Annotated in this window: 24 protein-coding genes; 10 read left to right on the forward strand and 14 right to left on the reverse strand. The window is 66.7% G+C overall.

Features of this window, described 5'->3' with window-relative positions; translation table 11 throughout:
• Positions 1 to 663: a CoA transferase subunit B gene (locus tag BM388_RS07665; RefSeq protein WP_089848801.1), complete on the reverse strand. Its 663-nt coding sequence runs from the start codon at positions 661 to 663 to the stop codon at positions 1 to 3.
• A gap of 75 nt (positions 664 to 738) precedes the next feature.
• Positions 739 to 1,440: a CoA transferase subunit A gene (locus tag BM388_RS07670; RefSeq protein WP_089848804.1), complete on the reverse strand. Its 702-nt coding sequence runs from the start codon at positions 1,438 to 1,440 to the stop codon at positions 739 to 741.
• Between the two features lie 169 nt (positions 1,441 to 1,609).
• Between BM388_RS07670 and BM388_RS07675 the strand changes: the two genes are divergently transcribed.
• From BM388_RS07675 to BM388_RS07700, 6 genes are all read left to right on the forward strand, one after another.
• On the forward strand, positions 1,610 to 2,515 hold the full coding sequence (locus BM388_RS07675; RefSeq protein WP_089848806.1) for a LysR family transcriptional regulator: 906 nt from the start codon (positions 1,610 to 1,612) through the stop codon (positions 2,513 to 2,515).
• Between the two features lie 72 nt (positions 2,516 to 2,587).
• Complete coding sequence (locus BM388_RS07680; protein ID WP_089848807.1) at positions 2,588 to 3,460, forward strand: acetyltransferase; 873 nt, start codon at positions 2,588 to 2,590, stop codon at positions 3,458 to 3,460.
• Positions 3,406 to 4,347, forward strand: a complete 942-nt coding sequence (locus BM388_RS07685) for a M23 family metallopeptidase (RefSeq protein WP_089848879.1) — start codon at positions 3,406 to 3,408, stop codon at positions 4,345 to 4,347. Before BM388_RS07680 ends, BM388_RS07685 begins: the two co-directional genes overlap by 55 nt.
• Positions 4,348 to 4,475: 128 nt before the next feature.
• Complete coding sequence (locus tag BM388_RS07690; protein ID WP_089848809.1) at positions 4,476 to 5,636, forward strand: glycosyltransferase family 4 protein; 1,161 nt, start codon at positions 4,476 to 4,478, stop codon at positions 5,634 to 5,636.
• Positions 5,608 to 6,150 carry a phosphatase PAP2 family protein gene (locus BM388_RS07695; RefSeq protein ID WP_089848811.1) on the forward strand — a complete coding sequence of 181 codons (543 nt, stop codon included), beginning with the start codon at positions 5,608 to 5,610 and terminating at the stop codon, positions 6,148 to 6,150. The genes BM388_RS07690 and BM388_RS07695 overlap by 29 nt, the downstream gene beginning before the upstream one ends.
• Before the next feature lie 66 nt (positions 6,151 to 6,216).
• The gene (locus tag BM388_RS07700; RefSeq protein WP_089848812.1) at positions 6,217 to 6,846 is read left to right on the forward strand and encodes an alpha-ketoglutarate-dependent dioxygenase AlkB family protein; all 630 of its coding nucleotides are present in this window, start codon (positions 6,217 to 6,219) and stop codon (positions 6,844 to 6,846) included.
• A 133-nt stretch (positions 6,847 to 6,979) separates the two neighbouring features.
• Here BM388_RS07700 and gcvT read toward each other — a convergent pair whose 3' ends face one another.
• Positions 6,980 to 8,089 (reverse strand): glycine cleavage system aminomethyltransferase GcvT, encoded by a 1,110-nt coding sequence (gene gcvT / locus BM388_RS07705; protein ID WP_089848814.1) that lies wholly within the window; start codon positions 8,087 to 8,089, stop codon positions 6,980 to 6,982.
• 76 nt (positions 8,090 to 8,165) lie between these two features.
• A complete protein-coding gene (locus tag BM388_RS07710; protein WP_089848816.1) occupies positions 8,166 to 9,572 on the reverse strand; it encodes an alanine/glycine:cation symporter family protein in 1,407 nt (468 codons plus the stop codon).
• Positions 9,573 to 10,048: 476 nt separating this feature from the next.
• On the opposite strand from BM388_RS07710, the gene gcvH reads away from it, so the two are divergent.
• Both gcvH and gcvP read left to right on the forward strand, forming a co-directional pair.
• A complete protein-coding gene (gcvH, locus tag BM388_RS07715; protein ID WP_089848818.1) occupies positions 10,049 to 10,441 on the forward strand; it encodes a glycine cleavage system protein GcvH in 393 nt (130 codons plus the stop codon).
• A 134-nt stretch (positions 10,442 to 10,575) separates the two neighbouring features.
• Complete coding sequence (gcvP, locus tag BM388_RS07720; RefSeq protein ID WP_089848819.1) at positions 10,576 to 13,470, forward strand: aminomethyl-transferring glycine dehydrogenase; 2,895 nt, start codon at positions 10,576 to 10,578, stop codon at positions 13,468 to 13,470.
• 234 nt (positions 13,471 to 13,704) lie between these two features.
• On the opposite strand, the gene BM388_RS07725 is transcribed toward gcvP, so the two are convergent.
• Positions 13,705 to 14,613 carry a LysR family transcriptional regulator gene (locus BM388_RS07725; RefSeq protein ID WP_089848821.1) on the reverse strand — a complete coding sequence of 303 codons (909 nt, stop codon included), beginning with the start codon at positions 14,611 to 14,613 and terminating at the stop codon, positions 13,705 to 13,707.
• A gap of 141 nt (positions 14,614 to 14,754) precedes the next feature.
• Here BM388_RS07725 and ppnN point away from each other — a divergent pair, with 141 nt between their 5' ends.
• Positions 14,755 to 16,116, forward strand: coding sequence for a nucleotide 5'-monophosphate nucleosidase PpnN (gene ppnN / locus BM388_RS07730; protein WP_089848823.1), 1,362 nt, complete (start codon positions 14,755 to 14,757; stop codon positions 16,114 to 16,116).
• 148 nt (positions 16,117 to 16,264) lie between these two features.
• Here the strand turns inward: ppnN and BM388_RS07735 are convergent, their stop codons facing one another.
• Positions 16,265 to 16,633 (reverse strand): hypothetical protein, encoded by a 369-nt coding sequence (locus BM388_RS07735; RefSeq protein ID WP_089848825.1) that lies wholly within the window; start codon positions 16,631 to 16,633, stop codon positions 16,265 to 16,267.
• Between the two features lies 1 nt (position 16,634).
• Positions 16,635 to 17,099: a flavodoxin gene (locus BM388_RS07740; protein ID WP_089848826.1), complete on the reverse strand. Its 465-nt coding sequence runs from the start codon at positions 17,097 to 17,099 to the stop codon at positions 16,635 to 16,637.
• Positions 17,100 to 17,233: 134 nt separating this feature from the next.
• Between BM388_RS07740 and BM388_RS07745 the strand changes: the two genes are divergently transcribed.
• Complete coding sequence (locus tag BM388_RS07745; RefSeq protein WP_089848828.1) at positions 17,234 to 17,443, forward strand: DUF2788 domain-containing protein; 210 nt, start codon at positions 17,234 to 17,236, stop codon at positions 17,441 to 17,443.
• 100 nt (positions 17,444 to 17,543) lie between these two features.
• Here the strand turns inward: BM388_RS07745 and BM388_RS07750 are convergent, their stop codons facing one another.
• The 7 genes from BM388_RS07750 to infC form a co-directional block, all read right to left on the reverse strand.
• Positions 17,544 to 18,764 (reverse strand): RNA-guided endonuclease InsQ/TnpB family protein, encoded by a 1,221-nt coding sequence (locus BM388_RS07750; protein ID WP_089848831.1) that lies wholly within the window; start codon positions 18,762 to 18,764, stop codon positions 17,544 to 17,546.
• 177 nt (positions 18,765 to 18,941) lie between these two features.
• Positions 18,942 to 19,328, reverse strand: coding sequence for an integration host factor subunit alpha (gene ihfA, locus BM388_RS07755; RefSeq protein ID WP_483866658.1), 387 nt, complete (start codon positions 19,326 to 19,328; stop codon positions 18,942 to 18,944).
• A complete protein-coding gene (pheT, locus tag BM388_RS07760) occupies positions 19,325 to 21,703 on the reverse strand; it encodes a phenylalanine--tRNA ligase subunit beta (RefSeq protein ID WP_089848832.1) in 2,379 nt (792 codons plus the stop codon). Before pheT ends, ihfA begins: the two co-directional genes overlap by 4 nt.
• Before the next feature lie 34 nt (positions 21,704 to 21,737).
• Positions 21,738 to 22,757: a phenylalanine--tRNA ligase subunit alpha gene (gene pheS, locus BM388_RS07765; RefSeq protein WP_089848834.1), complete on the reverse strand. Its 1,020-nt coding sequence runs from the start codon at positions 22,755 to 22,757 to the stop codon at positions 21,738 to 21,740.
• Positions 22,758 to 22,884: 127 nt separating this feature from the next.
• Positions 22,885 to 23,238, reverse strand: a complete 354-nt coding sequence (gene rplT / locus BM388_RS07770; protein WP_021817421.1) for a 50S ribosomal protein L20 — start codon at positions 23,236 to 23,238, stop codon at positions 22,885 to 22,887.
• 37 nt (positions 23,239 to 23,275) lie between these two features.
• Positions 23,276 to 23,470, reverse strand: a complete 195-nt coding sequence (gene rpmI, locus BM388_RS07775) for a 50S ribosomal protein L35 (RefSeq protein WP_089848836.1) — start codon at positions 23,468 to 23,470, stop codon at positions 23,276 to 23,278.
• 87 nt (positions 23,471 to 23,557) lie between these two features.
• Positions 23,558 to 24,097, reverse strand: a complete 540-nt coding sequence (gene infC / locus BM388_RS07780) for a translation initiation factor IF-3 (protein ID WP_089848838.1) — start codon at positions 24,095 to 24,097, stop codon at positions 23,558 to 23,560.
• Between the last annotated feature and the right edge of the window lie 2 nt (positions 24,098 to 24,099).

A 24,099-nucleotide genomic window follows, 5' to 3' on the forward strand; every position in this document is an offset into this window, starting at 1 on the left:
TCAAACCTCGAAGGTCATTTCCGGCACGTGCTCGGGCACCACCAGCTTGCCTGCGGTCAGCTCCTTGATCTCCTCGACGGAGACGCCCGGCGCTCGCTCCTTCAAGTGGAAGGCACCGTCCTTGATCTCGAGATACGCCAGGTCGGTCAGCACGCGGTTGATGCAGCCGGCGCCGGTCAGCGGCAGGTTGCAGCTCTCAAGCAGCTTGGACTCGCCGTGCTTGGAGGCGTGGGTCATGGTGCAGATGATGTTCTCGGCGCCGGCGACCAGGTCCATGGCGCCACCCATGCCCTTGATCAGCTTGCCCGGGATCATCCAGGAGGCGATGTTGCCGTTCTGGTCGACCTCGAAGGCGCCGAGCACGGTCAGGTCGACGTGACCGCCGCGGATCATCGCGAAGGACTCGGCGGAGGAGAAGATCGCCGCGCCCGGCCGGGCGGTGACGGTCTGCTTGCCGGCGTTGATCATGTCCGGGTCGACCTCCTCCTCGGTGGGGAAGCGTCCCATGCCGAGCAGGCCGTTCTCGGATTGCAGCATCACGTCGATGCCGTCGGGGATGTAGTTGGCCACCAGGGTCGGGATGCCGATGCCCAGGTTGACGTAGAAGCCGTCTTCGAGTTCGCGCGCCACGCGCTGTGCCATCTGTTCGCGGGTGAGTGCCATCGTGTTGCCTCTTGTGATCGGTGGAGAAGCGGGAGAAAAGCGCCGGCCGTGCCGGTCGTCACGTGCGGGGAGCGCTCAGCCCTCGCGCACGGTGCGCTTCTCGATGCGCTTCTCGAAGGAGCCCTGGATGATGCGGTCGACGTAGATGCCCGGGGTGTGGATCTGGTCGGGGGTAAGCTCGCCCGGCTCGACGATCTCCTCGACCTCGACCACGGTGATCTTGCCCGCGGTGGCAGCCATCGGGTTGAAGTTCTGGGCGGTGTCGCGATAGACGACGTTGCCGTAGCGGTCGGCCTTCCAGCCCTTGATGATAGCGAAGTCGCCGACCACCGATTCCTCGAGGATGTAGTGGCGACCGTTGAACTCGCGCACCTCCTTGCCCTCTCCGATCGGCGTGCCGTAGCCGGTGGCGGTATAGAAGGCGGGGATACCGGCGCCGCCGGCGCGCATCTTCTCGGCCAGAGTCCCCTGAGGCGTCAGCACCACCTCGATCTCCTCGTTGAGCATCTGCTGCTCGAACAGGGCGTTCTCGCCGACATAGGAGGCGTGGATCTTGCGGATCTGCTTGTCTTCCAGCAGCAGGCCCAGGCCGAAGCCATCGACGCCGCAGTTGTTGGACCACACCGTCAGGTCCTTCACACCGCGACGCTTGATCTCGCCGATCAGGTTCTCGGGGATGCCGCAGAGACCGAAGCCGCCGGCGATCACGGTCATGCCGCTCTCGATGCCGTCCATTGCCTCTTCGTAGGAAGTCACACGCTTGTCGAATCCGGCCATCGTGGCGCCTCGCGTTGTTGTAGAGAGTGGGGGATGGAGGAAGAAGTGAACGCCAGGCGTTCATTCGCAGAGTGTCAGGCCAGTGTTGCCCCTGACAATATATTTGTTAAGTTTGTTTTATTTATCGATTGATATGATCGACTCATAAATTTGACCTTGGTAGCACGCCATGACCGTCAAGCAACTGCGCGCCTTCCTCGCCGTGGCGCGAACCCTGAGCTTCACCCAGGCCTGCGAGCATCTGCACCTCTCCCAGCCGGCGCTGAGCCTCGCGATCAAGGGGCTCGAGGAGAGCCTGGGCGGGCGCCTGCTGATCCGCAGCACCCGCAGCGTGCGCCTCACCCCGGAGGGCGAGTCGCTGGTGCCGCTGGCCAAGCGCCTGATCGCCGAGTGGGACAACACTGAGGAGCTGCTGCGCCAACGCTTCACCCTGCAGCTCGGGCGCCTGGCGGTGGCCACCATGCCCTCGTTTGCCAGCAACCTGCTGCCGCCGGCGCTGCGGGTCTTTCGCCAGCGCCATCCCAAGGTCAACGTCACGGTCCACGACGTGATCAACGAGCAGGTGATCGAGATGGTGCGCGCCCGCCAGGTCGAGCTGGGGCTGGTGTTCGAGCCCGAGGCCACCGGCAGCCTCTCCTTCGCGCCGCTGTTTCGCGACCGCTTCGTTGCCGTGGTGCCGGCCGAGTCGCGCCTGGCCGAGCGGCCGAGCCTCGACTGGGCGACCCTGATGACCCGGGACTTCATCGCACTGCAGCGCCCCTCCATGGTACGCCGCCTGCTCGAGCAGGCACTGGAGGGGCGAGGGCTGGTGCTGCCGGCGACTTTCGAATGCCATCAGCTGGCCACCGTAGGGCGCATGGTTTCAAGCGGCCTGGGGGTCAGCGCCGTGCCGTCGCTGTGCATCGACCAGATGCAGGAGCTCGGCGCGGTCTGCGTGCCGCTGGAGGACCCGGTCGTCGAACGCGACGTCGGCGTGCTGACCTGGAATCGTCACGAGCTCTCGGTCGCCGCCGTCGCGCTGCATCGCGTGCTGGCCGAGACCATTCAGACACCGGGGCTATCGCCGCGTTGTTGAGCCCTACAGCTGGGCAGCTCGCGGCCGATCCATTAGCATGAACGCCTCATAAAACCCGTCAAGGAGACAGGCATGTCGACCCTAAGAGGGTTCGTGAGCATCCTGCTGCTGAGCCTGACCACCCTGACCTGGGGAATCCCGCTGATCCTGCTGACCCTGGTCAAGCTAGTGACGCCCGGGCGCCGCTGGCGCCGCCGGGTGCTGACGGCCCTCAATTGGGTCGCGCTCAACTGGATGGGCAGCAACCTGTGGTGGATGAGCCGCTGGCTGCGCCCGCCCCTGGAGCTGCAGCTACCCGATGGCATGTCTCGGGACCGCTGGTGGCTGGTGCTCTCCAACCACCGCAGCTGGACGGACATCTTTCTGCTGTTCTTCGCCTTCCACCGGCGCATCCCCATGCCGCACTTCTTCGTCAAGCGGCAGCTGATCTGGATTCCCATCGTCGGGCTGGCCTTCTGGGCCATGGAGTTTCCCATGCTGCGTCGCCTGACCCGCGAGCAGCGCGAGCGCCAACCCCACCTGGCGCGTCGCGACCGCGAGGCCACCGAGCGCATGTGTCGCCATGCCCGTGAGCGGCCAATCGCGATCTATAACTTCGTCGAGGGCACCCGCTTCACCCCTACCAAGCACGCCGCCCAGGGCGCTCCCTATCGACACCTGCTCAGGCCGCGCGCCGGCGGCATCGCCCAGGTGGTGAGCCTGCTCGGCGACCGGCTCGGCGGCATCCTCGACGTCACCCTGCACTACGACAATCCCGCGCCGAGCTTCTGGGGCTTTCTCTGCGGCCGCGAGGGCCGTGTCGTGCTGGAGGCGCGGCGTCTGGAGGTCCCCTCCTGGATGCTCGAAGGGGACTATCACGACAACACGGACTACAAGGAACGCTTCCAGTCATGGCTCAACGCCCTGTGGCAGGACAAGGATCGCCGTCTAGACGACCACCGCTGAGCTGGCTGCTAATCGCCCTGACGGTGCTGCTGGCCGGCTGTGCAGGCACCGGCCGCGACATGGGACGAGGATATGACAGCGGTCGCGCACGTGACATCGCCGGCGAGTGGGTCACCATCCAGCGTGGCGACACCCTGGGGAAGATCGCACGCCGCGCCGATGTGCCTCTGGTGCGCCTGGAGCGCTTCAATCCCGGCGTCGACACCCGGCAACTGGCCGTGGGCCAGCGAGTGATGGTGCCCACTCGAAATGAGCGGGCGCCCTCCGGCGGCCCCTATCGGTACCAGATTCGACCGGGCGACACCTTCAGCGCCATCGCCCGGCGCTTCGGCACGACGCCAGGGCGAATCCGCTCGGGCAACCCCGGTATCGTGCCCACCGCGCTCAGGGTCGGCCAGCAGATCAAGGTGCCTCTGCGCGGGGGCCAGCCGAGCGCGTCCGCCTCGAGTACCGCCAGCAAGCGCAAGGCCGCTCGGCCGTCCCGCAAGCAGCTGCCGGACCCGGGCGACCTGCCCGCCTCGGCGCGGCGCTGGCCCTGGCCGCTGGACGACTATCGGGTGGCTCGACCGTTCGGCACCGATAAACGCGGCGCCCTTCAGCCGATGCTGCTGGCCACCGCGCCTGGCAGTCGCGCCAAGGCGGTGGCCGATGGCGAGGTGCGGTTCGCCGACAGCATGCGCCAGCTCGGCCAGGTGGTGATCGTGCACCACGCCGACAACTTGCAGAGCGTCTATGCGCTGTGCAAGAGGCCGCTCGTGGGCAGCGGAGAGCGCGTCACGCAGGGCACCCCGGTCTGCGAGGTGGGTCGCCAGGACGGCGGACCACGCCTGCTCTTCGACATGCGCCATGGCGGAAAGCCCATGGACCCCGCCCAGGTCCTTCGCTAGACGCGGCGTTGACGTGGTTGACGCAAGAATCACGTCATCGTCATCGCGGTGTCGCGCGCCTGTCATGAGCGACGCCCATCCTGGGCGGTGTCAGGCCCGGTCGGGCCCGCCAACGCACGAGGAGCGCCATGCGCATCTGCCTGGTCAGCGACACCTGGTCCCCCGATATCAACGGCGTCGCCCACACCCTTGGCCGGCTGAGTTCCGAACTGGAGCGACGCGGGGTGGCGCTGCAGCTGGTACGACCCCGTCCGACCGCGCGAACCGTGCCGCGGGCCGAGGGCATCGAGGCAGAGCTTCGCGTTCGTGGCCTGGCCCTGCCGGGCTATCGCGAGGTGCGCATCGGCCTGCCGGCCGGGCGAGCCATCCAGCGCCTGTGGCGTCAACAGCGCCCCCAGGCGATCTACCTCGCCACCCAGGGCCCTCTGGGCTGGTCGGCGCTGCGCATCGCCCGCCGGCTGGGCATCCCGGTAATCAGCGGCTGGCACACCAACTTCGATCAATACTGCCGCGACTACGGCCTGCCCTGGCTGGCGCCGCTGGTGCTGCGCCGCCTGAGGCAATTCCATAACCGCACCGCGGCGACCCTGGTGCCGACCCATGCCCAGGCCCGCGAGCTCTTCGAGCAGGGCTTTGCCAACGTGCGCGTGATGGCGCGCGGCATCGACGGCGAGCGTTTCTCCCCGGCGCATCGCGACTCGCCGCTGCGCGCGGCCTGGGGCAGCGATGCCCATCGTCCGGTGGCCCTCTATGTAGGGCGCCTGGCGCCGGAGAAGAACCTGGCCCTGTTGCGCGACACCTTTTCCGCGATGCTTGCCGCGCGCCCCGATCTCACCCTGGTGGTGGTCGGCGACGGCCCGGGGCGCACCTCCCTCGAGCGCGCGCTGCCCCAGGCCCACTTCACCGGCTTCATCGATCGCGAGAGCCTGATTCGCCACTACGCCAGCGCCGATCTCTTCGTCTTCCCCTCGCTCTCCGAGACCTGGGGCAACGTGGTGCTCGAGGCCATGGCCAGCGGCCTGGCCGTGGTCGCCTTTCGCCACGCCGCCGGTGCCGAGCTGATCGACCACGACCATAACGGCCTGAGCCTGGCGCCGGACGATGCGGCCGGCTTCCAGGCGGCGGCGGTCGCCCTGTGTCAGCAGCCGGCCCGCTATGCCCGGCTGGGACGTGCGGCACGCGAGCGCGCCCTGGCCTATCGATGGCCGGCAATCGCCGACACCTTCCTCTCCACCCTCACCCAGCCGCTGGAGATCGACGATGAAGCCGCTCCCCCCTGCCGTGTTTGATCGTCTGGATCTCATCGAGTGGCAGCTCTGCCGCCGACTGGTCGGCTGCAACGTCCACCGCCCCTGGCTGATGCTGCTGCGCCTGGCCAGCCGGCTGGGGGACTGGCCGCTGTGGGTCGGGCTGATCCTGGCCCAGCCGCTGCTCGACCCGGTGAACGGCGGACGGCGGCTGGTCGAATACGTCGCCACCGCCCTGGTGGCCATCGCCTGCTATCGCGTGCTCAAGACGCGGCTGTGCCGCGAGCGCCCCTTCATCACCTTCACCGGGATCATCCGCTGCGGCGAACCCGCTCGAGACCGCTACAGCTTCCCCAGCGGACACACCATGCACGCGGTGCTCTTCTGCCTGCTGACCGCCGTGCACGCCGCCTGGCTGCTGCCGTGGCTCCTTCCGTTCGCGGCGATGATCGCCATCTCTCGCGTCGGCCTCGGGCTGCACTACCTCAGCGACGTGCTGGCCGGCGCCCTGCTTGGAACGGCCTTCGCGATGCTCAGTCTGGCGGTCTTCGGCTGAGACCGTCGTGGGACCAGTGGCCGAGTCCCGCTGGCCTCCCACCCGGCGGGATGGCATCCTGAGGCAATGACCCAGTTGTCGCTATCTTCTCGCGAGACCCTGCTCGGGGATCCGCCCCTGGCGCGGTTCTCCAGGCTGCTCGGCGAGCCCGCCGCCACCCAGGCACTGACCCGGCTCGATCGCGAGCTTGACTGGCAGCGCCCAAGCCTGCGCCTCTACGGTCGCGAGCATCCGATCCCGCGCCACCAGGTCTGGATGGGCAGTCCCGACGCCCGCTATCGCTACTCGGGGCGCAACTTCTGCCCCGAGGCCTGGCACCCCGAGGTCGCGGCCATCCGCGATGCCGTGGTCGAGTGCCTGGCCGCCGCCGGCCAATCGGCGCGCTTCAACAGCGTGCTGCTCAACCGCTACGCCGACGGCGAGGAGCGCATGGGCTGGCACAGCGACGACGAGCCCGAGCTCGGCGCCGCCCCGCTGATCACGGCGGTCAGCCTCGGCGCCGAGCGGCCGCTGCGCTTTCGCTGGAAGCAGCGCGAAGCCGAGGCCTTCAACGCCTGGCTGCCCCATGACAGCCTGCTGGTGATGGGGCCCGGGGTGCAGCGCCGCCTGCAGCACGCGCTGCTGCCGCGGCGACACCGAGGCCTGCGCATCAGCCTGACCTTTCGCTGGGTGCATCCGTCGCGCATCCACGACTGAGCCGCGGTCGCCCGCTTACCCGGGCCCTCAATCGCCGCCTTTAGCTTCTGCCCATGCAAAACGGCCACCCCGTTTGGAATGGCCGCTGCATGTTGCTTAAAACAGATAACGGTATAAATCCGCAAGTAAGCTATTAGCCTCGGTAGTAGCCGGGGGTGACGAAGGGCATCTTGCTGACCGTCATCGGCAGGCGCTTGCCGCGCACCTCGGCGTAGACGGTGGTGCCGACCTCGGCGGCCTCGATGGCCACGTAGCCCATGGCCACCGGCCGGCCGACGCTGGGGCCGAAGCCGCCGGAGGTCACTCGACCCAGGTGGCCACCCTCGGCATCGTAAAGCTCGGTGCCCTCGCGCACCGGCGCGCGGCCATCGCCGAGCAGGCCCACGCGCTTGCGGCGATGATCCTTCTCGGCCACCTGGTGCAGGATCAGGTCGGCGCCGGGGAAGCCGCCGGCCCGCTCGCCGCAGCGACGCCGCGGCTTGCCGATGGCCCAGATCAGGCCGCCCTCGACCGGCGTGGTCTCGGTGTCGAGGTCGTGACCGTAGAGGCAGAGCCCGGCCTCGAGACGCAGCGAGTCACGCGCGCCCAGGCCGATCGCCTCGACCTCCTCCTCGGCCAGCAGGCGACGCGCCAGGGCCTCGGTATCCTCGGCCGCGACCGAGATCTCGAAGCCATCCTCGCCGGTATAGCCACTGCGGCTGGCCCAGACGTCGATGCCGTCGATAGTGAAGTGGCCATGCTGCATGAAGACCATCTCGCAGGCCTCGGGGCACAGGCGCTGCATCACCTTGGCCGCCGCCGGTCCCTGCAGGGCCAGCAGGCCGCGGTCGACCACCTCGATCTCGTGATCCGGCAGGCCGCGGCGCAGGTGGGCAATATCCTGTTCGCGACAGGCGGCGTTCACCACCAGGTAGAGGTGCTCGCCGGCATTGACCACCATCAGGTCGTCGAGGATGCCCCCCTCCTCCGAGGTAAACAGCGCGTAGCGCTGCATGCCCTCGGCGAGGCCGACGATATCGGCCGGCACCAGGGTCTCCAGGGCCTCGGCCGGGTCCGGGCCACGCAGCAGCACCTGGCCCATGTGGGAGACATCGAAGAGCCCGGCGCCCTGGCGGGTATGCTCGTGCTCGCGTTTCACCCCCAGCGGGTACTGCACCGGCATGTCGTAGCCGGCGAAGGGCACCATCTTGGCGCCCAGTTCCACGTGCAGGGCATGCAGGGGGGTATGCTTGAGTTCACTCATGTCGTCGTCTCTCGTGTCGAGGGGGCCAATGCAAGAGAGGTGCCCCGCGGGGCACCTCTCTTGCCGGACTCACCCCTCAGGATTTGTCGTGGTCCAGCTCCTCGCCCGGCAGAACCTCCTTGCCGTCGAAGTAGTCACGGGCCAGCTTGAAGACCACCGGCGACAGCAGCGCCAGGGCGATCAGGTTGGGGATGGCCATCATGGCGTTGAAGGTATCGGCCATCAGCCAGATGAAGCCCAGCTGCGCCATGGCACCCAGCGGAATCGCCAGCACGAACAGCACCCGATAGAGCATGATCGAGCGGGTGCCGAACAGGAACTGGAAGCACTTCTCGCCGTAGAAGGACCAGCCGAGGATGGTGGTGAAGGCGAACACCGCCAGCGCCAGCGACACGATCTGGTTACCCATGCCCGGCAGGGCCGCATCGAAGGAGAGCGCGGTCAGCGATGCCCCGGCCTCACCGGTCTCCCAGACACCGGCGGTCAGGATGACCAGGGCGGTGATGGAGCAGACGATGATGGTATCGATGAAGGTACCCAGCATGGCGATCAGGCCCTGACGCACCGGGTTCTTGGTCTGCGCCGCGGCGTGGGCGATGGGCGCACTGCCCAGGCCCGCTTCGTTGGAGAAGATGCCGCGCGCCACGCCGAAGCGGATGGCTGCCATCACCGCCGCACCGGCGAAACCGCCCACGGCCGCATGGGGGTTGAAGGCGTAGGTAAAGATCATGCCGAAGGCGCTACCGAGCTGGTCGGCGTTGACGACCAGCACTGTCAGGCCGGCAATCACGTAGAGGATACCCATCACCGGCACCAGCTTGCCCGCCACCTTGGCGATGCGCTTGATGCCGCCAAGGATCACCGCCCCGGCCAACACCATGATCACCACGCCGGTGATCCAGTGCGGCAGGCCGAAGGTGGAATCCAGGGCGTCGGCCACTGAGTTGGACTGCACGGTGTTGCCGATGCCGAAGGCCGCCACGGCGCCGAAGAAGGCGAAGGCGCCACCGAGCCACAGCCACTTCTGGCCGAGGCCGTTCTTGATGTAGTACATCGGACCGCCGATGTGATAGCCGGTGCTGTCGGTCTCGCGATAGCGCACGGCAAGCACCGCCTCGGCGAACTTGGTGGCCATGCCCACGAGCGCCGTGATCCACATCCAGAAGACCGCCCCCGGGCCACCCAGGGCGATGGCCGTGGCCACGCCGGCGATGTTGCCGGTGCCGATGGTCGCTGACAGCGCAGTCATCAGGGCGTTGAAGGGCGAGATCTCGCCATCCTCATGCTTCTCGGCCGCCTTGCCGGGTGCCGGTTTCTTGTCGCGGCCGGCCCACATCAGCTTGAAGCCGGTGCCGAGCTTGCGGATCGGCATCAGCTTGAGGCCCAACTGCAGATAGAGGCCCACCCCCAGCAGCAGGATGAGCATCAAGGGCCCCCACACCACGCCATTGATGGCGCCAAAGATACTGTTCAAGGTTTCCACGAGAATCTCCCTATTGTCTTCTTCACACTTGTTGTTGTGATCTGCCGCTTGTGGTGACCTGCCAGGCATTCCCCCGGACTCGCCTTCCCCCTCTTGGCAGGCGAGCGATCCGATAAGACGAAAAGGCTTGGTCAGGTCGCTCTTCGACGAAAGATCGACAGGACGAACGCCCTCACGATAGCGGATCAAGCCGCCGCTGCACCAGCCCGGCGAAAGGCTGCCCCCGCGGTTACTCTGGATTGGCAAATGCCCGGAGCGTACACCAGGTTTCCGATCGGAAACGCCAAAAGCCTACTGTCGGCGCCGCCCTGAGGCAAGGACGCGTCGCGCACTGGACGAACTCGACGCCGCCGACCACTCTGTGAACGGGTCGAGGCGCGGTTATCCGCCCTCCTGCCCCCCGCAGGACTCGCCAAATGCCGCCAATGGCGTTAGCATTCGCGGATCCGAAAACCTTTTTCGTATAGGAAATAATGATGAGCTCTATCCCCGCCAACCTGCGCTATGCCGAAAGCCATGAATGGGTCCTGGACAACGGCGATGGCAGCGTGACCATCGGCATCACCGACCATGCTCAGGAGGCACTGGGCGACGTGGTCTTCGTCGAACTGCCCGAGGTCGGCAAGACCCTCGCCGTCGGCGACGAGTTCGGCGTCATCGAGTCGGTCAAGGCCGCCTCCGATCTGTACGCGCCGATCGCCGGCGAGATCCTCGCGGTCAACGAGGCCCTCGAGGACGCCCCGGAGACCGTCAACGAGGCGCCCTACGCCGACGGCTGGATCATGAAGGTCCGCCTCGACGACGCCGCCGCACTCGACGCGCTGATGGATGCCGACGCCTATCAGGCCGTGGCCGCCGCCGAAGACTGAGCCTCGCTCCGGCACCCTCTGCCCGCCGGCAGCAACGACCGGTAAAGGAGCGTGCCAACCCCGGCCCCGTTCAGGCGGGGCCGGCCTTTCACTGATTCCCGGGGCATCGCCCCACCACGCAAACAGGGTGTTCCATGGCTTTCGACAACCGCCGTCTGGCCGATCTGGCCGCTCACGATGCCTTCATTCAGCGCCATAACGGGCCTACCGCCGACGATGTGTCGGGCATGCTCGACGCACTGGAGATGGAGAGCCTTCCCGCGCTGATGGAGGCCACCGTGCCCGCCGGCATTCGCCTGGGCCGTGAGCTGGACCTGGACCCGCCGAAAAGCGAGGCCGAGGCCCTGGACTACCTGCAACGTCTGGCGCGCCAGAACCGCGTGGCCAAGAGCTATATCGGCCAGGGCTACTACGACACCCACCTGCCGACGGTGATCCAGCGCAACGTGCTGGAGAACCCGGGCTGGTACACCGCCTATACGCCGTATCAGCCGGAAATCTCCCAGGGGCGCCTCGAGGGCCTGCTCAACTTCCAGCAGATGGTGATGGACCTCACCGGCATGGAACTCGCCAACGCCTCGCTGCTCGACGAGGCGACCGCCGCCGCCGAGGCGATGGCGCTGTGCAAGCGCGCCAACAAGAAGGCCAAGAGCGATACCTTCTTCGTCGCCGATGACGTCTTCCCCCAGACCCTGGACGTAGTGCGCACCCGCGCGGCCTGGTTCGGCTTCGAGCTGGTAGTGGCACCGGCCGAGGAACTCGCCGAGCACCACGTCTTCGGCGCCCTGCTGCAGTACCCCGGAGACAGCGGCCAGGTCCGCGACCTGGCCCCACTGATCGAAACCGCCCGCGAGCACGGCGTGATGACCTGCGTCGTCGCCGATATCATGGGCCTGGTGCTGCTCAAGGAACCCGGCGCCCTGGGCGCCGACATGGTGGTGGGCTCCTCGCAGCGCTTCGGCGTGCCGATGGGCTTCGGCGGCCCCCACGCCGCCTTCTTCGCCACCACCGACAAGCTCAAGCGCTCGATCCCGGGGCGCATCATCGGCGTCTCCAAGGACAGCCGCGGCGCGACCGCACTGCGCATGGCGATGCAGACCCGTGAGCAGCACATCCGCCGCGAGAAGGCGACCTCCAACATCTGCACCGCCCAGGCACTGCTGGCCAACATCGCCGGCTTTTATGCTGTCTATCACGGTGCCGAGGGCCTCAAGACCATCGCCTCGCGCATCCACCGCCTGACCACCATTCTGGCGACGGGCCTGGCGGAAAAGGGTGTGACCCTGGCCCACGACAGCTGGTTTGACACCCTGCGCCTGACCGGCGTGGATGCCGGCCGCATCCACGGCCGCGCCATGGCCCACGACGTCAACCTGCGCTACTTCGAGGGCGGCGATGTAGGCCTAAGCCTGGACGAGACCACCACCGCCCACGATCTGGACACGCTGTTCGACGTGCTGCTCGACGAGGAGCATGGGCTGGGCGTGCGTGAGCTCGATGACCGCGTGGTGGCCCAGGGGCTCAGCGGCATTCCGGCCGGCTGCGCGCGGGAGTCCGACTTCCTGACCCACCCGACCTTCAAGCGCTACCGCAGCGAGACCGAGATGCTGCGCTACCTCAAGCGCCTGGAGAACAAGGACCTGTCGCTGGCCCATGCGATGATTCCGCTGGGCTCCTGCACCATGAAGCTCAACGCCACCAGCGAGATGATCCCCATCACCTGGCCGGAATTCGCCCGCATCCACCCCTTCGCGCCCCGCGATCAGGTGGCCGGCTACCGGCAGATGATCGATGAGCTGGCCGCCTTCCTGGTGGAGGTGACCGGCTACGACCACATCTCCATGCAGCCCAACTCCGGCGCCCAGGGCGAGTACGCCGGCCTGATCGCCATCCGTCGCTACCAGGCGGCCCAGGGCGAGGGGCACCGCGACGTCTGCCTGATCCCGAGCTCCGCCCACGGCACCAACCCCGCCTCCGCCGCCATGGCGAGCATGAAGGTGGTAGTCGTGGAGTGCGACACGGACGGCAACATCGACATCGACGACCTCGGCGCCAAGGCCGAGCAGCACCGCGACGCCCTCTCGGCGATCATGATCACCTACCCCTCGACCCACGGGGTGTTCGAGACCAACGTCCGTGAAGTGTGCGAGATCGTGCACGCCCACGGCGGCCAGGTGTACATCGACGGCGCCAACATGAACGCCCAGGTAGGCCTGACCCGCCCCGGCGACTTCGGCGGCGACGTCAGCCATCTCAACCTGCACAAGACGTTCTGCATCCCCCACGGCGGCGGCGGCCCGGGCATGGGCCCGATCGGCGTCAAGGCGCACCTGGCGCCCTACGTCTCCAACCATGCGGTGACGCCGATTGCGGGCGTCGAGGCGGGCTGCGGCGCGGTCTCGGCGGCGCCCTTCGGTTCGGCCTCGATCCTGCCGATCTCCTGGGCCTACATCAAGATGATGGGTGCGCGCGGGCTGCGCGAGGCCACCGAGCTCGCCATCCTCAACGCCAACTACATCGCCGCCCGCCTCGGCGAGCACTATCCGGTGCTCTACAAGGGTGAGAACGGCAGCGTGGCGCACGAGTGCATCATCGACATCCGCCCGCTCAAGGCCGAGTCCGGCATCAGCGAGGAGGACATCGCCAAGCGCCTGATGGACTACGGCTTCCACGCGCCGACCATGTCCTTCCCGGTGCCCGGCACGCTGATGATCGAGCCCACCGAGTCGGAGTCGCGCTACGAGATCGACCGCTTCTGTGACGCCATGATCGCGATCCGCGAGGAGATCAGCGCGGTGCAGCGCGGCGACTGGCCGGCGGAGAACAACCCGCTGGTCAACGCGCCGCACACCATGGCCGACCTGATGGACGCCCATTGGGAGCGCCCCTACTCGCGGGAACTCGGCGCCTTCCCCTCGGAGGCGACTCGGGCCGCCAAGTACTGGCCGGCGGTCAATCGCGTCGACAACGTCTTCGGCGACCGGCAGCTGATCTGCTCCTGCCCGAGCATCGACGAGTACCGTGATTGAAGGACGCGATTGAACGATGCGGCTAAACCATCGAGACGGCGCCTCACCGGCGCCGTCTGATCGTCAACGACCGATCACCAACGCCTGACCGTCAGCGACGGGCCTTCAACGACTGACCTTCAATGACTGACTTTCAATGAAAAGGGCCCCGCTTCGGCGGGGCCCTTCGCGTTCAGGCCGTGGTCCGTGCATGCCTCGTCAGTGCACTTTCGAGCATCCCGGCCCTCGACCGCCTCAGCTCTCGATCACTTCGCCATAGCCGAGGCGCTCGTGGCGGCGCTGCTCGCGATAGCCCTCGAGCAGGCGCACGTAGCGCCGCGGCATGTGTGCCCCGGTGCGGGTCACCAGATAGAGGAATTCGTGGCACGCCTGGGCCAGGGAGAGCGCCTTGACCTGGCGCTGCCAGGGTGAGGTCTCCAGCACTACCCGCGAGACCACGGCGAAACCCAGTCCCCGGGCCACCCCATCTAGCACCATGCCCACCTCGTTGGTGAAGCCCTGGCGCGGGAAGTGACTCATTGAGCGAAAGTCGGGGAAGTTGGCGCGCAAGAGTACCCCGGCATGATCATTGCCGCCCGGATAGCCGATCATTCCGAGCGCCATCAGATCGCCCAGTCCGCTGCCGGCGAAGTCCGCCGGCACCACCAGGCAGAGCGGCTCCTGGTGCCAGGGCTCGCAGTCGAGCTCGGGATGACGAACCGGTTCGGTGACGATGCCGAGATCGTGGCGACCGGCGAGCACGTCCGCGACGATCTCGGCGTTGAAGGCGAAGCTGTAGCTGACAGTGAGGCCCGGCTGCATCTGCTGCTGGCCGAGGATGAACGGATAGAGCATCAGTCCGATGCTGCCCGGCGAGGCGAGACGGCACTCGCCGGTGTCCAGGCTGTCGTTGTCGAGGGAGTGGCAGAACTGCTCGTGTTCGGCGAACAGCTTGAGCGCGTAGTCATAGGCGCGACGGCCGGCCTCGGTGAGCACGAAGCGCCGACCCTGGCGATCGAGCAGCGACTTGCCGAGGTACTGCTCGAGCTTGCGGACGTGCTGACTGACGCCGGGCTGGGTCATCTCGAGACGCCGGGCGGTGCGCGTGAAGCTGCCGGTCTCGACCAGCGTGATGAAGGTGCGGAAATAGCGGGCGTTGAACATGGGATGTCACGTCGAGGGCGGTGGCCTGGCATCGGTGATTCTATCAGCTCGCCGCCGGAGCCGCAGCGATGCCCGCCCGACGGCCGGCGTGGTAGCATCATGGAACGACCAATCCGGCCATGACGACAGGGAACGCCACGGATGCCCGACACCATTTCCACCACCATCTCACCGGAAGGCAGCCTCGAGATCCTCTCCCAGCAGGAGGTCGAGCGCCTGCATGACACCTCCCGCAGCGGGCTGCACGACCTGCTGCGCAACTGCTCGCTGGCGGTGCTCAACTGCGGCAACCTCACCGATGACGGCCTGGCCCTGCTCGAGACCTACCCGGACTTCGATATCGAGGTGCTGCAGCAGGACCGCGGCGTGCGTCTCAAGATCACCAACGCTCCCGCCGAGGCCTTCGTCGATGGCAAGATGATCCGCGGCATCCGCGAGCACCTCTCCGCGGTGCTGCGCGACATCGTCTACGTCTACAACGAGATCCAGACTCGCCATCGCTTCGATCTGCAGACCGCGGAAGGCACCACCAATGCGGTGTTCCATATCCTGCGAAAGGCCGGCACCCTAAAACCGGGCCGTGATCCGAGCCTGGTGGTCTGCTGGGGGGGCCACTCGATCTCCCGCGAGGAGTACGACTACACCAAATCGGTGGGCTATCACCTGGGGCTTCGCGAGCTGGATATCTGCACCGGCTGCGGACCGGGCGCCATGAAGGGGCCCATGAAGGGCGCCAACGTGGCCCACGCCAAGCAGCGGCGCAGCCAGGGGCGCTACCTGGGGGTCTCGGAGCCCGGCATCATCGCCGCCGAGGCGCCCAATCCCATCGTCAACGAGCTGGTGGTGATGCCCGACATCGAGAAGCGCCTGGAGGCCTTCGTGCGCCTGGGCCACGGCATCCTGGTCTTCCCCGGAGGCGTGGGCACTGCCGAGGAAATCCTCTACCTGCTGGGGATCCTGCTGCACCCGGACAACAGCGACATGGAGCTGCCGGTCATCTTCACCGGCCCCGCGAGCGCCGCCGACTACTTCAAGCGCATCGACGAGTTCCTGGTTTACACCCTGGGCGAGGAGGTGCGCCGCCACTACCGCATCATCGTCGACGACCCCGTCGAGGTGGCCCGTGCCATGCGCGTCAACATCGATCGGGTGGCCGAGTATCGCCGCAGTCGCCAGGACGCCTTCTACTACAACTGGCGCCTGACCGTGGCGCGCAATTTCCAGGAAACCTTCGAACCCACCCACGAGGCCATGGCGAGCCTGGCGCTACACCGCGAGCAGCCGGTACACGAGCTCGCCGCCAACCTGCGCCGCGCGTTTTCGGGCATCGTCGCCGGCAACGTCAAGGAGCAGGGCCTGCGCGCCATCGAGGCCCACGGCCCCTTCCGCCTGCACGCCGAGCCGGAGCTGATGGCTCGTCTGGATCAACTGCTCTCCTCCTTCGTCGATCAGGGACGCATGAAGCTCGCAGGCGACTACGTGCCCTGCTACACCCTGGGCTAGCCAGAGAGACCCGACCGAGACGCAAGAAGCCCCACCGGATCACTGATCCGGCGGGGCCTCTAGGAGGTTGCGGTTGCTTGATCTTAACGGCGATCTTGGTCGTGACGGACTCAGCCGGGCATTCTCGCCGTTTCGATCGCCGCCGCGGCTAGGCGCGCACGGGTCTCCACCACAGCCAGAGCGCATGCAGCAACAGTCCGAGAGTCGCACCGTGGGAGACGACGAGCTCCCAGCCGAAGAAGTCGCTGGTCAGAGCGTGCCAGGCCGTCATGCCGGCAGCCCCCGCCCCCAGGCAGAGCACTAGCCGGCGCAGCAGCCCCGGCAGGCGGGCACGCGCCTCGTGCTCGAGCATCCGCCACTGCAGCAGAGTCGCTATCGCGACCACGGCCAGCGCCATCAGCATCAGCGACTGGCGAGTCTCGAGGCCGGCGGCCAGATAGCGCGGCAGGGTCGCCAGCATCAGCACGCTGAGCCCCACCAGCAGGCTGACGCGCTCCGCGGTCGGTGTGGCCCCCATCTCAGGCCACCTTCAGCTGCTGGGCGTCGATCCACTCCTCGACCCAGGGAAGGGCTTCGTCATCGGCCATGAAGGTCTCCATGGCATCGACCTCGAGGCGCTCGCCGAGCCGCTGGGCGCCCTGCCCTTCGAGCAGCTCGTCGAGATGGCGCCCGGCACCGCAGTAGGTCTCGCCGTAGGAGCTGTCGCCCAGGGCGATCAGCCCGTAGCGCAGGCTGCCAAGGCCGGGGCTCTGCTCCTCGAGCGCCCGAGCGAACGGCACGATATTACCGGGCAGGTCGCCGCTACCGGTGGTGGAGACGCAGAACAGCGCCAGGTCGGTGGGTGAGCCGGTGAGGTCGTCGAGGGTCGGCTGATCGAAAATCGCCACCTCGTAACCGGCCTCCTCGAAGAGCGGCTTGACCTGTTCGGCGACGTCCAGGGCACCGCCATACATGGTGCCTACGAAGATCTTGAGCATGGGCATGTCATGGATTTACCTGAGAATTTCACTCGGATATTAACACGGGGGTGCGGCATGGGGCCACGCCATGATGACTGCCGAGCGCGGGAAGTCCGAGTATAATGGTCAGGCATTCAACATTCCTGCAGGGAGACACCATGCGGCACGCTTTCGAGACCTGGATCACGCCGATCATGATCGGCGGTCTGATCCTCTTCATGTGCTTCATCATCTGGGATCTGGCCAAGAAGTCCCAGGCGGGACGCTTCGGCACCCTCATGCTGTTCGTGGTCCTCGGCGCCGGGATGCTGGGCTACGTGCTGAAGGTGGTGATCACCTGGACGCTGGAGAGCGGCGTCGGCGTGTAGGCCCCGCCCTTCGAAGCGCCAAGTGGTTGACATCCTCCTCTCCCTCAACGTCTCAGGACGTTGCCGCCTGCGGCGGAAAGGAAGAGGATTCCTACGGCGCTCAGGCGCAGCCTACGGCTGGCGCTGAGTCGCTTCGGTGGGTTCCTGCTGCTGGCGGCTTTGCTGCACCGCTCACTTCACAGGCTAACCGGGCGTGCCCCGCCCTTAACACATTGATGGCGCCGACATGATCGGCGTTGGCCGCAAAGCCGCATTCGACACAGGCAAACCGGGCCTGGCTGCGCCGGTTCTCCGCGGAGATATGCCCGCACTCGGGGCAGGTGCGGCTGGTGTTATGCGGTGGCACAACAACCAGATGCGCACCGCGCCAGGCCAGCTTGTAGTCGAGCTGGCGCCGGAACTCGTACCACCCCTGGTCGAGGATCGAGCGGTTGAGGCCTGACTTCTGCCGGATATGGCGGCCTGGCTTCTCGATACTGCCCTTGGCCGACCGCGACATGTTGCGGACCTGCAGGTCTTCCAGCACCACGAGCGCGTGGTGTTGGCTGATCGTGGCGGAAGCCTTGTGCAGGAAATCACGCCGGGCATTGGCGATGCGAGCCTGGAGTTTCTGGACGCGGGCCTTGGCCTTCTTCCAGTTGTTGCTGAACTTGCTCTTGCGGCTCAGGGACTGCTGGGCCTTGCGTAGCGCTTCTTGGTGACGCTTGAAGCTGTCAAGGGGCTCGAGGTAGCGACCATCCGACAAGGTGGCGAAACGGGTAACGCCCAGGTCGATGCCGACCGCGCCACCTTGCGGCACCGGCACCTCGACCTCGCGCGCGGTCTGGATACTGATGAACCAACGACCGCCCAACTGGCTGACGGTGACGTTCTTGACCGTCCCCAGCACCTCACGGCTCTTGCGGAAGCGCAGCCAGCCCAGCTTGGGCAGGTAGATCCGGCGGTTGCTCTGATCGAGCCGGATCTGCTTCGGATCGGGATAGCGAAAGCTGTCGCGCCGGCCCTTCTTCTTGAAGCGCGGAACATCGGCCCGTTTGGCGAAGAAGTTGGCGTAGGCGCGCTCCAGGTCTTTCAGCGACTGCTGGAGCGGGTGGACCGGTGCCTCCTTGAGCCACGGGGTGTCGTCGCTGTTGCGCCAGCCAGTGAGCTGCTTGCACAAGGCGGCATAGCTGAGCTTCTTTTCGCCGGCTTCGTACCGTTCCTTTTGCAACGCCAGGCTCCGGTTGAACACGAACCTAGCCATGCCGGCAAACTGGCGCATCTTGCGCACCTGTTCGCCGTTCGGCATCAGCTCGAATTTGAAGGCTTGGAGGCGTTGCATGGCTCACCCTGTGCTGTGCATACATACAGCATTATAGGGCGCCTTCGACACCCGCGCTATTCTTCCCCGCACTGAAAGTACGGGGCATGCCGCGCAATCTGGTCAAACGCAAAGACGCCACTCCGAGGAGTGGCGTCTTGCCTGGCGACCGGCCATTATCGCGGCAACCGAGGACGCTCAGTGCACCTCGCCGTCGTACCCTTCGACCTGGCTCTTGAGCTTCTGGCCGGGTCGGAAGGTGACCACGCGCCGCGCGGAGATGGGGATCTCCTCGCCGGTCTTCGGGTTACGACCGGGGCGTTCGCGCTTGTCGCGCAGGTCGAAGTTGCCGAACCCCGACAGCTTGACCTGCTCGTTCTCGCGCAGGCAACCACGTATCTCCTCGAAGAAGGCCTCCACCATGGACTTGGCCTCGCGCTTGGACAGGCCAAGCTCGGCGTGCAGATGTTCGGCCAGTTCCGCCTTGGTCAACGCACCCATGTTGTCGTCCTCGTGGCGCTGGTCCTGCCGATCGCCGGGCTGCGCCTCGCTTGAGGACGCAGCCTTGTCACGCGACGCTGTCATGAACGCAGCTCTGCGCCCAGATGCTGGTGCGATTCCGCGACGATAGCATCAACCAACTGATTGATTTCCTCGTCATTAAGCGTGCGCGAAGGATGCTGCCAGGTCAAGCCCAGGGCCACGCTCTTGCGCCCCTCCGGTACGCCCTTGCCCTGATAGACATCGAACAGGTGCGAGTCCACCAGCCACTCGCCGGCCTGGCCGCGGATGGTATCGAGCAGCGACTGCACCGGCAGCTCGGCGTCGACCAGGAAGGCCAGGTCACGACGCACCTCGGGATGGCGCGACAGCGGAGTAAAGGCCGGCACCCGCCCCTGGGTAAGCGCGTCGAGACGCACCTCGAAGAGCAGCGCATCGACCTTGAGACCCAGCTTGGCACGCACTGCCGGGTGCAGGGTGCCGATCCAGCCGGCCTCCTCGCCGCGGTGCAGGATGCGCGCGCACTGCCCCGGATGCAGGGCCGGATGCTCGCCCGGCTCGAAGCGCCAGGCTTCGGGCTCGCCAAGCGCGAACAGGCTCTCCAGGTCGCCCTTCAGGTCGAAGAAATCGACCGCGGCCTTGTCTCCGGACCAGCCCTCGGGCTCGCGGGGCCCGCAGACCAGCGCGCCAAGCATCGGCAGCTGGTGCAGGTGGTCGAGCTCGCCGCGGAACACCAGGCCGGTCTCGAACAGCCGCACTCGGCTCTGCTGACGATTCAGGTTATGCGTGAGGGCACGCACCAGGCCCGGGAAGAGGCTAGCCCGCATCACCGACAGATCGCTGGAGATGGGATTGGCGAGCGCCGGCGAGACGGCCTCGGGATGCAGCGCCTGCTGCAGCTCCGGGGCGACGAAGCTGTAGGTCACCGCCTCCTGGTAGCCACGGGCGACCATCTGGCGACGCAGCAGGCCCAGCGGCGTGTGAGCCTCATCGGCGGGGCGCAGCGCCAGGCGCAGCTGAGGACGACGCACCGGCAGGCGGTTGTAGCCGTGGATGCGCGCCACCTCCTCGATGAGGTCCTCCTCGATGGCGATGTCGAAGCGCCAGGTCGGCACCTGCACCGTCCAGCCCTCGCCGGTGGCCGTGACGCCGAGCCCCAGGCGCTCGAGGATCTCGGCGACCTCGTCGTCGGGCAGCGCCTTGCCGAGCGCCTGCTCGAGGCGAGCGGCGCGCAGGATCGCCTGGCGGGCGCCGGGCAGATGCGCGTCGCTTGCCACCTCGGTCAGCGGGCCCGGCTCACCGCCGGTGATCTGCAGCAGCAGCGCGGTGGCCCGCTCGGCAGCCTCGCGGGCGAGTGCCGGGTCGACGCCGCGCTCGAAGCGGTGGGAGGCATCGGTGTGCAGGCCGTAACGACGCCCCTGACCGGCCACGGCCAGCGGCGAGAAGAACGCCGACTCGAGGAAGATGTCGCGGGTCTCGGCATTCACGCCGGAGTGCTCGCCGCCCATGACGCCGGCGATGGCCAGCGGGCCGCGCTCGTCGGCGATCACCAGTGTCTCGGCCTCCAGGGTGATCTCCTGGCCGTCGAGCAGCACCAGGCGCTCGCCCTCCCGTGCCAGCCGTACGATCACGCTGCCGTGCAGGTTGGCGCGATCGAAGGCGTGCAGCGGCTGACCAAGCTCGAGCATCACGTAGTTGGTGACGTCGACCACCGGGTCGATGGCGCGGATGCCGCTGCGGCGCAGCCGCTCGACCATCCACAGCGGCGTCTCGGCGGTGACATCGACGCCCTTGATCAGGCGGCCGAGGTAGCGCGGGCAGCGCTCACCGTCCTCGACGCGAACCGGGAAACTTTCGTCATGGACCGGCGCCACCGCGGTAAGCGCGGGACCCTCGACCGCCAGACGATTGAGCACCCCGACCTCGCGGGCCAGGCCCTTCAGGCTCAGGCAGTCACCGCGGTTGGGAGTGAGGTCGACCTCGATGGTGTGGTCATCGAGCCCCATGAAGTCGCGGAAGCCCTCGCCCACCGGCGCGTCCGTCGGCAGCTCGAGGATGCCCTCGGAGGTCTCCTCCTCGAGGCCCAGCTCCGAGGCGGAGCAGATCATGCCGCGAGACTCTACGCCGCGCAGCTTGGCTTTCTTGATCTTGAAGTCGCCGGGCAGCACGGCGCCGACCCGAGCGAAGGCCACCCGCTGGCCCTCGGCCACGTTGGGGGCACCGCAGACGACCTGAACCCGCTCACCACTGCCGTCGTCGACCTGGCAGACGTTGAGTTTGTCGGCATCCGGGTGCGGGGCCTTGGCCACCACCTGGGCGACCACCACGCCGCTGAAGCTCGCGGCCACGGGATCCACGGCATCGACCTCGAGGCCGGCCATGGTGATCTGGTCGGCGAGCGCCTGGGTAGAAAGGGCCGGCGAGACCCAGTCGCGCAGCCACTGTTCGGAAAATTTCATGACAACTCCTGTGTTCTGCTTATCCGGTGATCAATCAGGCGAACTGGCGCAGGAAGCGCAGGTCGTTGTCGAAGAACAGCCGCAGGTCGTTGACGCCATAGCGCAGCATCGCCAGGCGCTCGGCGCCCATACCGAAGGCGAAGCCGGTGTAGCGCTCGGTATCGATGCCGGAGTGGCGGAACACCTCGGGGTGCACCATGCCGCAACCCATCACCTCGAGCCAGCCGCTGTGCGAGCAGACCCGGCAGCCCTCGCCTGCGCACATCACGCACTCGATATCGACCTCGGCCGAGGGCTCCGTGAAGGGGAAATAGGAGGGACGAAAGCGCACCGAGAGATCGTCACGCTCGAAGAAGGCGTGCAGGAAGTCCTGGATGGTGCCCTTGAGGTCGGCGAAGCTGACGTCCTCGTCGACCAGCAGGCCTTCGACCTGATGGAACATCGGCGTGTGGGTCAGATCGGAGTCGCTGCGATAGACGCGGCCCGGGCAGACGATGCGGATCGGCGGCTCGGCCTCCTTCATGGTCCGCACCTGCACCGGCGAGGTGTGGGTGCGCAGCAGCCGGGTGGCATCGAAGTAGAAGGTATCGGCCATGCCCCGCGCCGGGTGATGGGCGGGAATGTTGAGGGCCTCGAAGTTGTGGTAGTCGTCCTCGATCTCCGGACCCACCGCCACGTCGTAGCCGATGCGCGTGAACAGCGCTTCGATGCGCTCCAGGGTCAGGGTCACCGGATGCAGGCCCCCGCTGGGCTGGCCGCGCCCCGGCAGAGTCACGTCCAGGCGCTCGGCGGCCAGTCGCGCCTCCAGCGCCGCCTTCTCCAGCGCCTGGCGGCGCTCGTCGAGTTCCTGGCTCAGCGCCTGCTTGGCCTGGTTGATCCGCTCACCGGCGGCCGGGCGCTCCTCCGCGGGCAGCTTGCCGAGCCCCTTGAGCAGGGCGGTGATCTCGCCCTTCTTGCCGAGATAGCGCACGCGCAGCTCGTCCAGTGCGGCCAGGCTGTCCGCGGCGTGGATGGCGTCGCGGGCCTCGGCAACCAGAGTGGGAAGGTGGTCCATCCGTTGAGCTCCGAAGTCTTTCAAAGAAGTCTTTCAAAAAAACAGGGGAAGAGCGGCTGCTCTTCCCCTGCGACGATCACGGACCGGCGGCGCGACACGAGCCACTCACCGGCCAGGGTCGACTCCCTTACTGGGCAGCCTTGGCCTTCTCGACGATGGCGGCAAAGGCAGCCTTCTCGTGAACGGCCAGATCGGCCAGCACTTTGCGGTCGATCTCGATACCGGCCTTCTTCAGGCCGCCGACGAAGCGGCTGTAGGACAGGCCATGCTGGCGGGCACCGGCGTTGATACGCTGGATCCACAGGGCACGGAACTGACGCTTACGCTGGCGACGGTCGCGGTACGCATACTGGCCGGCCTTGATGACGGCCTGCTTGGCAACGCGAAAGACGCGCGAACGGGCACCGTAGTAACCCTTGGCCTGCTTAAGAATCTTCTTGTGACGACGACGTGCGACGACACCACGCTTGACGCGAGTCATAGCTTTCTCCTGACGTTAGAGGGGTGCACCCGGGAAGTTACAGAGTCGGCAGCATCCGCTGGATGAGCGGCTTGTCGGCGGCGTGGATCTGCTTCATCCCACGCAGCTGACGCTTCCGCTTGGTGGACTTCTTGGTCAGGATGTGGCTTCGGAACGACTGCTTGTGCTTGAAGCCGTTGGCCGTCTTCTTGAAGCGCTTGGCAGCGCCGCTGTTGCTCTTGATTTTCGGCATGAGAAACACTCCGCTCGAGGTTTTTTCAGAAAATTCGGGGCCACCGGAAGGCTGGCATGCCTTCCGGCCGTTAAACGGGCCGTCGAATCACTTCTTCTTGGGGGCAATGATCATGATCATCTGGCGCCCTTCCATCTTCGGAAAGGACTCCACGGTACCCAGGTCCTCGAGGTCGGCGGCGATCCGCTCCATCAGCTTGCGGCCGATGTCTTGGTGCGCCATTTCACGACCGCGAAAACGCAGGGTGACCTTGCCCTTGTCGCCACCTTCGAGGAATCGAATCAGGTTCTTCATCTTGACCTGATAGTCACCCTCGTCGGTGCCAGGCCGGAATTTCACTTCCTTGACCTGGATCTGCTTCGTCTTCTTCTTCTGAGCAGACTTCTGCTTCTTCTGCTCGAAGACGAACTTACCGTAATCCATGATCTTGCAGACAATGGGATCGGCGTTGGAAATCTGTACGAGGTCCATTCCGGCCGCTTCGGCTCGCTCCAGCGCTTCGCTGGTGGGCACAACGCCCAGCTGTTCGCCGTCGCTATCGATCAGGCGGACCTGATCCTCGGTAATGCGCTCGTTCATCGGGGGGCGTTTATCCTGAACGCGCCCTCTTGGGTTGCTTCTCTTGATGG

Source organism: Halomonas saccharevitans (assembly GCF_900116405.1).
Lineage (GTDB): Bacteria > Pseudomonadota > Gammaproteobacteria > Pseudomonadales > Halomonadaceae > Halomonas > Halomonas saccharevitans.